Origin of the sequence: Stutzerimonas stutzeri, assembly GCF_000935215.1 — a bacterium.
GTDB lineage: Bacteria > Pseudomonadota > Gammaproteobacteria > Pseudomonadales > Pseudomonadaceae > Stutzerimonas.
This window is the reverse complement of the sequence record NZ_JXXD01000166.1, coordinates 1-8,867: the sequence shown is the minus strand read 5'-3', so window position 1 is coordinate 8,867 and position 8,867 is coordinate 1. Positions and strand designations below refer to the sequence as shown.

At 53.2% G+C, this 8,867-nt stretch carries 13 protein-coding genes; 10 read left to right on the top strand and 3 right to left on the bottom strand.

Annotated features, from left to right (window positions below):
- Nucleotides 1-323: 323 nt before the first annotated feature.
- From LO50_RS17100 to LO50_RS17090, 3 genes are all read right to left on the bottom strand, one after another.
- Entirely contained in the window at nucleotides 324-806 is a 483-nt protein-coding gene (locus LO50_RS17100; RefSeq protein WP_044315746.1) for a hypothetical protein, read from the bottom strand.
- The gene (locus tag LO50_RS17095) at nucleotides 803-1,042 is read right to left on the bottom strand and encodes a hypothetical protein (RefSeq protein ID WP_044315745.1); all 240 of its coding nucleotides are present in this window, start codon (nucleotides 1,040-1,042) and stop codon (nucleotides 803-805) included. The genes LO50_RS17100 and LO50_RS17095 overlap by 4 nt, the downstream gene beginning before the upstream one ends.
- 473 nt (nucleotides 1,043-1,515) lie before the next feature.
- Nucleotides 1,516-1,866: a helix-turn-helix domain-containing protein gene (locus tag LO50_RS17090; RefSeq protein WP_236690598.1), complete on the bottom strand. Its 351-nt coding sequence runs from the start codon at nucleotides 1,864-1,866 to the stop codon at nucleotides 1,516-1,518.
- Between the two features lie 174 nt (nucleotides 1,867-2,040).
- Between LO50_RS17090 and LO50_RS17085 the strand changes: the two genes are divergently transcribed.
- The 10 genes from LO50_RS17085 to LO50_RS17040 all read left to right on the top strand — a co-directional run bounded on the left by LO50_RS17085 (nucleotide 2,041) and on the right by LO50_RS17040 (nucleotide 8,847).
- The gene (locus tag LO50_RS17085; RefSeq protein ID WP_044315748.1) at nucleotides 2,041-3,234 is read left to right on the top strand and encodes a phage/plasmid replication domain-containing protein; all 1,194 of its coding nucleotides are present in this window, start codon (nucleotides 2,041-2,043) and stop codon (nucleotides 3,232-3,234) included.
- Nucleotides 3,231-3,398, top strand: coding sequence for a hypothetical protein (locus LO50_RS24930; protein WP_161794495.1), 168 nt, complete (start codon nucleotides 3,231-3,233; stop codon nucleotides 3,396-3,398). The genes LO50_RS17085 and LO50_RS24930 overlap by 4 nt, the downstream gene beginning before the upstream one ends.
- Nucleotides 3,395-3,625: a hypothetical protein gene (locus LO50_RS25025; protein ID WP_044315744.1), complete on the top strand. Its 231-nt coding sequence runs from the start codon at nucleotides 3,395-3,397 to the stop codon at nucleotides 3,623-3,625. The genes LO50_RS24930 and LO50_RS25025 overlap by 4 nt, the downstream gene beginning before the upstream one ends.
- A 13-nt stretch (nucleotides 3,626-3,638) precedes the next feature.
- Nucleotides 3,639-3,971, top strand: a complete 333-nt coding sequence (locus tag LO50_RS17075) for a hypothetical protein (RefSeq protein WP_044315743.1) — start codon at nucleotides 3,639-3,641, stop codon at nucleotides 3,969-3,971.
- 262 nt (nucleotides 3,972-4,233) lie between these two features.
- Nucleotides 4,234-4,482: a hypothetical protein gene (locus LO50_RS17070; protein ID WP_044315742.1), complete on the top strand. Its 249-nt coding sequence runs from the start codon at nucleotides 4,234-4,236 to the stop codon at nucleotides 4,480-4,482.
- Between the two features lie 4 nt (nucleotides 4,483-4,486).
- Nucleotides 4,487-5,824 carry a hypothetical protein gene (locus LO50_RS24755; protein WP_152623987.1) on the top strand — a complete coding sequence of 446 codons (1,338 nt, stop codon included), beginning with the start codon at nucleotides 4,487-4,489 and terminating at the stop codon, nucleotides 5,822-5,824.
- Nucleotides 5,825-5,903: 79 nt separating this feature from the next.
- Nucleotides 5,904-6,278, top strand: coding sequence for a DUF5455 family protein (locus tag LO50_RS17055; protein ID WP_044315739.1), 375 nt, complete (start codon nucleotides 5,904-5,906; stop codon nucleotides 6,276-6,278).
- Nucleotides 6,278-7,375 carry a zonular occludens toxin domain-containing protein gene (locus tag LO50_RS17050; protein WP_044315738.1) on the top strand — a complete coding sequence of 366 codons (1,098 nt, stop codon included), beginning with the start codon at nucleotides 6,278-6,280 and terminating at the stop codon, nucleotides 7,373-7,375. The genes LO50_RS17055 and LO50_RS17050 overlap by 1 nt, the downstream gene beginning before the upstream one ends.
- Before the next feature lie 7 nt (nucleotides 7,376-7,382).
- Nucleotides 7,383-8,663, top strand: coding sequence for a type II secretion system protein GspD (locus LO50_RS17045; protein WP_044315737.1), 1,281 nt, complete (start codon nucleotides 7,383-7,385; stop codon nucleotides 8,661-8,663).
- 1 nt (nucleotide 8,664) lies between these two features.
- Nucleotides 8,665-8,847 carry a hypothetical protein gene (locus LO50_RS17040; RefSeq protein WP_044315736.1) on the top strand — a complete coding sequence of 61 codons (183 nt, stop codon included), beginning with the start codon at nucleotides 8,665-8,667 and terminating at the stop codon, nucleotides 8,845-8,847.
- Nucleotides 8,848-8,867: the final 20 nt, after the last annotated feature.

Here is an 8,867-nt window from a genome sequence, read left to right as displayed (position 1 = left end):
TTCGCATAATCGGTAACGTTACGTTTAATCGCGTCGGGATGATGGTTGGCTGTCCCGGCGCGATTTAATGTAACGTTGGTTATGCGCTGCGCCCCCGTCCCACTCGAAATCCCGCTTCACCTGGTTAAACAGGCACGCCTCTACGCGGCTGGTCGAGGTCCTAGCGACCTGGAAGCCGTACTTCACGTTCTGAATGATTACCCTAGGTTGTTCGCTGAGCTTCGCGAGCTGCGTCGTCGCGTTACTCAGATGGATGATGAGGGCGCCGCCTTAGACGCCCGGCTTGAAGCCTTGCAGGAAGCCTGCAGGGCTATTCTGGATCTCTAAACCCACTGGCGCTCCCTTACCCTCCATTCTGTGGCGTGCTCCGATTTGCCAAGGCGCGCGTTCATGTCTTTGCAGGCCTTGTCAGCTTGTTTCTTTGATCCGTAATCGCCCGTTTTTTCGTCCACCCATTCGACGCCGTTTGCGGATTCATATTTGAATTGCAGGACGTAACGCCTTTTCTGCTTTACGGTAACGTTACGTTTTAGTTTAGATTCTGCTTTCTCGGCTCTGGCGATCGCAGCGGCAAGTTGCTGTTCTAACTGTTCGATCCGTTCTGCAGCTGTAGCACGGACCTTCTCCAGCAGCTCAGAGGGCGCTGCATTTTCCGTAACGTTACGGCTCTTCATTCGCTCCCGATAGGCCCGCTGCTTTTCTGCTGCTGTCATAGCTGCGCCGGTAGCAGGGCGTCCGCGTTTGCGCTTGGCTGGCTGCTCGTCCAGGGGGAGGGTTTTGGTTTGCTTGTCTGCTGGGTCGATCATGCTGCGGCCTCGCACGCTTTCCAGATTGCAACGTCTATATCGTCGAAGTCTTCTATTTGTAAAAGCCCAGCCGCATACAGGGCTTGTGCGAAACCGCGCAGGCGTTCTGGCTTTAGCTCGCCCTGAATCGCGTCTTCTTGGTACGTTTCGATTACCTCGTTTAACAGGCTCGTTCTGTCCTGGCCTAGGAAGTGGCGTAGATCGTTCAAAGCGGGGAGCAGGTTAAGGCGTTTCATGACAGTCTCCTTGGTTCGTGCCTTAATTATAGTAACGTTACCATAAATAAGATAATTGTATGTTGCTATCGCGCTCGCACGTCTGATAGATAAAGTAACGTTACCGTAATTCATCCTCGATCTCGCCGCTCGCGGCGATTAGTCGCCTGCACTGCCTCCTGTCGTGCCTCATAGCGCCTGCGACGATACCCACGAAGTGGCCGCAACTATCGACCCACAAAAAAGCCCCCAGCGGCCTGCATGGCCCTCTGGAGGCTTCTCGCGATCTTCGTCCCGTTGTCCCGCCACTACCTCAACCCGCGCCCCGATCTGCCCAAAAGCAACCGCTCCTCGGCTTCTCTCTGCCGCTCTCCCAGGATCATCAGCACCGCTTACGGTTAGGTCACGAAGTTGCAGTGGTTCCGTCGCGCTTTTTGGCTGGTCGGCGGTGGGGGTGCTGTAACACCCCCAATTTACCGCACATGTCTGCGGTTTTACTCCGACAGCTCTTCCTGCTGAAACACCATGATCAGGCCTTTGATCGCCCGCTTGACCTCGGCCTGCTGCTGCTCATCCAGCTCGGCTATGGCACCGAACAGCCGGCTGAGCTCCGCTTTTATCGAGCGCTCGTCTGGCTCCATGAGTATCTCGTCGGTCGAGACCCCGAGGCCCTTTGCTATTGCCCGTATCGGGACTGCGGTCGGCTGGGATTGCCCGTTCTCATATTTCCGGTAGCTGCCAACTGGCACACCACATATGGACGCCGCTTCTTCCACGGTTAAGCCCTTGTTTTCACGCGCCTTTCTGATGTTGTTGGCGACTGACATATCCGTCTGACTCTGCATGTGCTCTGTGTCCATGGATGCTAACCCCTGCTTTTCGTGGTGATCCCATATCCGGGCATTCTACAGACCGGATAAGCCTTGACTCGTTCAAACCGTATGCGGTAGCTTCCCGGCCCATATATGGGCCTTGACGGATTTCACGGGATGCCGCTTTCTGCTGACCAGCGATCAGTGATGTTCATCGACTACTTGTCGGTGGAGCAGGTTTACCCATTCGATCTGCCGAAAATCGCTGACATCACCATCGAGCGTTATTGCTCGCGCACTGGTGAACGACTGAGCGTCAGCCAGCCCGGTGTGAAATATGAAGGCTCGCATTCGACTTCGATCAGCATCCGTGTTGACGGTCGCAAGCTGATCATCCAGGGCAACCCGAGTGCGGTTGATCGATTGGATAACTTGTTTGGTTATCAAACTGTTGAACAATGCGTTGCGGTCTATAACCGCATCCTGGCGAATCTGCGTGATGAAGCTGGGAATCCAGTTCATATGCCGATGCTCTCCAAGTGCACTCGGCTGGAATTCATGCAGGCCCCCGCATCAAGGGTTATTCGCAAAAAGAGGGAAGGGGCCAGCGGCACAATTCAGACCGTTGAAACCACGCACCGGCACACTACTGTCGGCGACGGCATGCGGATCACCCGAATTGACCTGACAACGAATCGAGCTGTTGGCCAAGGTAACGAATTTCAATATGTGTCTTCCCTCAGCACGCAACGCGCCGGTTATAAGCCCGGCCATTTGTATGAAGACGGTTGTACTGTTGATTGGCAAGCTCGGGACCAGTATCGCAAGGCTTATATAAAAGCGAAGGCTATTGCGAAGTTCCTACTACCCAAGGCTCGTCGCAATTTCGGCGACGACTCCCCCGAAGTTAAATATTTGCGCGACCTGATTTTTTATTGCGATGCTAATGGTGTTGTTCGCATGGAGCAGGAACTTAAGCGCGAATATCTATTGCGCGAAGGCCTCTGCTGGTGGGGGCTTTTTGATGAATCAAGATTTCAGACTATACATAACGCATTTTTGAAGATAGACGACCGATTGAAGGTGACGGCTATGGATTTTGAGACTATCAGTGACCACCTCATCTCTGAAGGCGTGGTTAAAGACGTTCGCGCTGCCAATACAACCGCCATGTACGCGATTAACTGGATGACTGGTAAAGCTAAGTTTGACTTTACTAAGCGCTCCATCCAGACCCATCGCGCTCGTCTTCGGCGGATTGGCATTGATATTGCCAATCCATGCGACGCACTGAAAGTTCGCCCGGTTGTTCATGTTGCAAGCCGCGAAGTTATTCCGGTTGACGTCCTGCCAATTCCGACTTGGTATCGCCGCCCGAATCATTTGCAGGTGGCAGCATGAGAATCGAAGGCGGCTATTGCTGCGACTATTGCTCGGCTCGCCTGATTGACGATATTGAGCTCGATGCTTATCAGGCGCATTCCTGGGCGGCTCAATCTGAACACGTTTGCATGTTCTGCGTGTTTGGCGTTGAGCCTGAGCATAAAGGGGAGGGCGATCAATGATCGTCTCCGGCTATCAGGGCGCAAGTCTTTCTGCTTCTGATCGTCGGCGCCTGGAACAGCAGCGGCTTTATTCGCGTCCGCAGTCGAACTTCCTTCGCGAACAAACCGAACAAACACTGGCGGAACTTGATCGCCGCAAAGAACAGGGCGTTAAGCCTGAACGCCTATGGTTTCTAGAATTTGAAGCCAAGGGCACACCATGCGTTGCCGAGTTGTTCGGCTTCTAATCTGGAGAGTCTCATGATCATTGTTAAAGGTACTGTTGTTGGTGTTGTTGATAAGGGCGAAGACGATAAGCGCTGGGCCATTATCGGCCTGCAAACTTCTTCGAAGGATCGCGACGGCCTTGATGTTGTTCAGACCATCAAAGTTCGCGTATTCGGCGATGCGATCAAAGGCGGCCTTCATAACGCCTATCGCCAGCAAGTAGGAGCGGAAGTTTTTGCGCCTGTGACTATCGGCGTGAACGATCGCTATAACACTGTCGAGTATTTGCTGGCTGGTATTCCGCTGCGCATTCAAGACGTGGGCTCTAGCAGCGGTCCCAAGCCTGTTGAATCGAAGACTGCGTAATGGAAGCGTTCCTCGCCAATATCACGCTTGGCGATCTATGGGCGCTTCAGCTTGTTTCCGCCATGGCGCAATTAATTGGCCTTGGATTAATTCACGGTCACCAGCGATAGGGGGGTTGATATGGCGTTGTCCTGGTCTGTCTATCTCTTCGTTGCTGGTGGCTTTCTAGGTTGTCTCGGGATCGGCATCGCCTGGGGTATGTTCCGGCTCAGCTGGAAAGAAGTTCTCGATGTCTCTGTTTAACACAACAAGGGGAAACACCATGGAAAAACTGAAAGCGCTGTTCGCCGGCAAGCCGGCTGCTGTTATTGCGGTGGGTTCTGCCGCTGCTGTTCCGATGGTTGCGAATGCGGCTATCACCGTTCCGCCTGAGATGCTGGAAGTGTTCACCGATCTGGCAACTGCCTTCGGTACTCTGATGGCTGCGGGTGCTGTTCTGTTCGGCGTTATTCGCGGTGGCGTTGCGCTGTTCAAACTGGCCCGCACCATGTTCTCGGCAGCGGGAGCTTAAGACGATGGCCGGTAGTTCGCGCAAGTCTATCGGCCTGAATCTGGCCCTCACGCTTATGGCGTGGGGGTTTTCCTCTTTTTTATATGCTGAGTCTGGTCGTTTTTATATTCCGGCAATTGGTAATTCAACAATCGGGGTCACTAGGGAAGACGCTTGTTCTCTGATCCCTGATGATAGGATTAGTAAAACATGGTACTACGGTGGTGCTACTTGGCAGCTTGTCGGCTTTTCAAAGGCTGACTCTTATTGCCGGTATGATTATAAGCACCCGACTACCGGCGAAATTCGTGTTGGCGCCTCTTCTTTTCAGATTTATGCGTTCTCTGACTGTCTTTCTGTTCAGGGTCAAACTAAGGAGTTTCGCGGACCTGACTCTCCTATTATTTGGTCTGGTACTTCTGGTTTTGTTTCGTGGTCTGAAAGTAATGCTGGTGATCAGTGTTTCGAAGCTTGCAATTATACCGGCGCGGCTAAAACCACTTGTTATCTCACTCCAGGCTCAACTGATTCCGGTTTCTGTAATTTTATGGCGGGGGCCGATGGGGATAATTGCTCTGGCTCTGATCCTCTTGCCTCTTCTGGTGAACCTATCGTTCGGCCTGACCCTATCGACCCACCTGACCCTACTGACCCCACAAACCCTGGTGGCGGCGATGGTGGTGGCTCTGGCGGCGGAGGCGCGGATGGGTCCAATGGTCCTCCATTGATTCCGCCTGATGCTGAAGACACTACCGATCCTGATCCAGCTGCTGCTGGGGATGTTGCTACGCTTGGCAACCGCCTTGTCGATGCTACTTATGCCGCTGCAAACGGCGTTATTTCTGCGATCAACGGCGTTGGTAACAAAGTTGATGGTGTGGGTAAGAAAGTCGATGGCCTTGGTGACAAGATTGATGACCTGGGCGACTCGCTCCAGGGCGAATCCTATTCAGAGGGCGAGGGGGAGGGCGCTGGCAATGCTGATGGCATTGGTGATGAAGCTGGCGACTCGCTTGCCGATCTAATTAATAGCGCAGTTGATGAGGCAAAGCAGGCGCGCACCGATTCATTTAACGAGGAAGTTGACAAGGTTGACGGCATGCTCGGTGAATGGTTTGGCGAGGATGCTTCTGGCGTTGGTGGTGCCATATTGGACGGACTGTTTCCTAAGTCCTCTAGTTGTTCTGAATTCAATGTTGTATGGCACGCCAAGGGTTATTCGCTCACGCTTCCTGTCTGCGAGCTAACACGTCTCAAGTCAATTCTTGAATGGGTTTTCGGCATTCTTACTGCGATTGCTGTTTGGCGAATTCTGATGAATACGCTTAATCAAGCTGCGGCCTCCGCTGTCCGTTATTCCTGATGAAACGGCGCATGGCGTGACTCGGCGCAGCCGGGGCGGCGACATGCGCCGTTTCTTTTACATCTCGGAGTTATAGAGCATGCAATTTATTATCGGCTTCCTTGCTTCGTTCTTTGGGCGTTTGTTTGCTTGGTTTGGGCGCTTCCTTCTCGCTTTTCTTTCGCCGCTGGTTATTCCAATAGTCCAAGGCTTTGCCAAGCTTACCTCTAACCTGACGGTTGTTCTCGTCATGTTTACTGTTATAGGTGGGTTTATTGCTGCTTTTATTGCCACTCTGACAGCGCTCGGCTCTGCTGTTGTTTCCTTTGTCCCGTCCGAATATGTTTCCATTGGTCGAATGTTTGTTCCTGATAACTTGGCGACATGCATATCTATTGTCGCCGCTGCAAAGTTCTATCAGATTATTCTCCTCTGGAAGATTAAGGTTGTTGAAACTTTGGCGGCTGCAAAGTAATGGCCGTTTATATCGTTACCGGAAAGCTGGGCGCTGGTAAAACCTTGCTTTGTATTCAGAAGATACTTGAATATCTGAAAGCAGGGCGGCCAGTTGCTGTTAATGTTGATGTGCGAATGAATAAGCTTTGTCGCAAGAATAACAAGCATTCCCGGCTTGTTCGTCTTCCTGATCTGCCAACTGCTAGTGATTTGCTCGGGCTTGGTTATGGCTGCGATATTTATGACGAGGAGAAGTTCGGCGGCATCTTCCTTGATGAGGGTGGCGTTTGGCTGAATTCTCGCGATTGGAACGCGAAGGGGCGAACTGATCTTTTAAACTTCTTTCTCTTTTTGAGGAAGCGTCGTTGGGATTTGTGGCTCTGTGTTCAGAACGTTAATGTCATTGATAAGCAGATTCGTGAATCTATTGCGGAGCATGTCGTTTATATAAGTCGACTTGATAAGTTGAAGCTTCCGTTTCCGTTTGGTTTCTTGCTTCGTGTTTTTACGCTTGGCCGATTCAAAGGGAAGTTGCCGAAACTTCATCTCGCTACTGTCAAACTCGGCTGCAAGCATCTAGCACCCAAGGTTGATACATGGGCGTATCGCGGCGAAGATTTTTATGATTTCTACGATACAACGCAGGAATACAATCAGGGTTATGATAAGGGCGCCTATTCCATGCTTCCGCCTGGCTATTGGCGTTCTCCTATTCCCGCTGCGAAACGTGGAGTCATGTTCATCATGCGCGCAACCAAAATATTCTTTCGTCGCACCAGAGTACTCAATGCGTTTTTCTTGGGTGCTGTTCTTTCCCTGATCTTGTCGTTTGCGATTTTTTCAGGGATTGCGTTTGTGTCTTCTCGCCCTGGTGCGGCGGTGGTTTCATCTGGTCCCGTTGTAACGGACAAGCTTGTCCATCTTGAAAAGTACCGTGGCTATCGTGTGGCTTTCTACTCGCTGGTTAACGGTCGCCACGACTATACGTTTATGGATGCTGCTGGCTCTCGCGTTACCACGAATGACCTTATTGGAGAGCGCATCCTCGTTATTCCTGCTGGCCCGCGCTCTGCCGTTTTGCGGCGGGGCGATGAATCCCTGACTCTTACAAGGTAGTTCCTTTATGCGCTGCTTATCTGCTCTGGTTGGTTTGCTGCTGACTGTTCCTGCGTTCGCCGAAGAACGGGTTGAGTTCTTCGACTCGTCACTTCGTGATTTCGTCGAATGGTCTAGTGCGATTATTGGCCGGCCTGTTGTTGTTGGTGCTGACGTCAAAGATGTTCCGGTTTCTGTCTTTGCATCGTTCAATGGCAAGGGCGAACTTGCTTCGCTCCTGGAGCAGACTGTTGTAGCTTCCGGCATGTTTTATTCTGATTCGGGTCGCACGATTCGTATCAGTGCGCAGCCGATCCCTGAGAAGTTTGATCTTGAAACTGCTGTCCTGGAGCTGCAGCACTTGCAAAGTGATTTTGCTGCCGGCTCCATTCGCGAGTTGCTGGTGTCACTTTCTCAAGTTCCTGGTGCTGACTCGCCTATTGCTGGTGTTCAGGTTTCTGCCTCGCCGACCACTAACTCAGTGATCATCACTGCAACCCAGTCGCAGATCGCGGCGGTGCGTCGTGTCCTGGAGGAGATCGACCGGCCCCGTCGCCAGGTGGTGATTACGGCTGTCGTGGCCGAGCTGGCCGACGATGACTTCGAATCGCTTGGCCTGAATGTCGGCGCTGCGTTCGGCGGTGATTCTCATGATGTGAGCCTGTCAGGGCGTGCTGTGGCGTCGCGTGATGTGTCCGACCTCGGGTTCAGTCTGACCTTCAGCGGCCCGACGCTCTCAGCGTTCCTGCAGGCCGTCAAATCGACCGGTCGCAATCGCATCCTGTCGACGCCTCAACTGCTGACCCTCAATCGCGAGGCTGCTTCCATCGTCGTCGGCCAGAACGTCCCATTCATCACTGGCGAGACCACTAGCGCAGCAACGCCGGCTAGCGACCCGTTCCGCACCATCTCCCGGCAGGATGTGGGCGTTACGTTGAGCGTCCGGCCGTTCATCACGCCATCAGGCTCCATCGAGCTGCAGGTCGAGCAGAGCGCTTCCTCGGTGTCTTCCGATCTGTCGGCCTCGGACATCATCACCAATACTCGGCGGATCAATACGACTGTTCAGCTCCAGGATGGTGGCGGTGTGCTGCTGGGTGGTCTGCGATCGCAGGAATCGGAGCAGAGCGCGTCTCGCGTGCCGTTTCTGTCGTCGATCCCTGTCGTCGGGCGGCTGTTTCGCTTTGATTCCACGCGCGACAGGGCCACGAACCTCGTTGTGCTGCTGACGGCTCGCGTGCACGGCGATATCGACGCTGTCGACGTGGTTGATCCTGTCCGGCCATTGCTTGGCGTCGTGGGGAGCTGACATGCGCATTACGGACGATCTGTTGGCCAAGGCTGAGGAGTTCAGGCAGGCACAGTTGGAGTATTTCGAGCTTCCTGCTGCTGATCCTGAACGGCTGTCAGTTGCTCGTCGCCAGTGGCAGCGGGCGGCTTGTGATTTCGCCGCGATGGTGCTCGAATTGCTTGATGATGGGCGCGCGCTTTAAATCAGGCGCTTCGCATAATC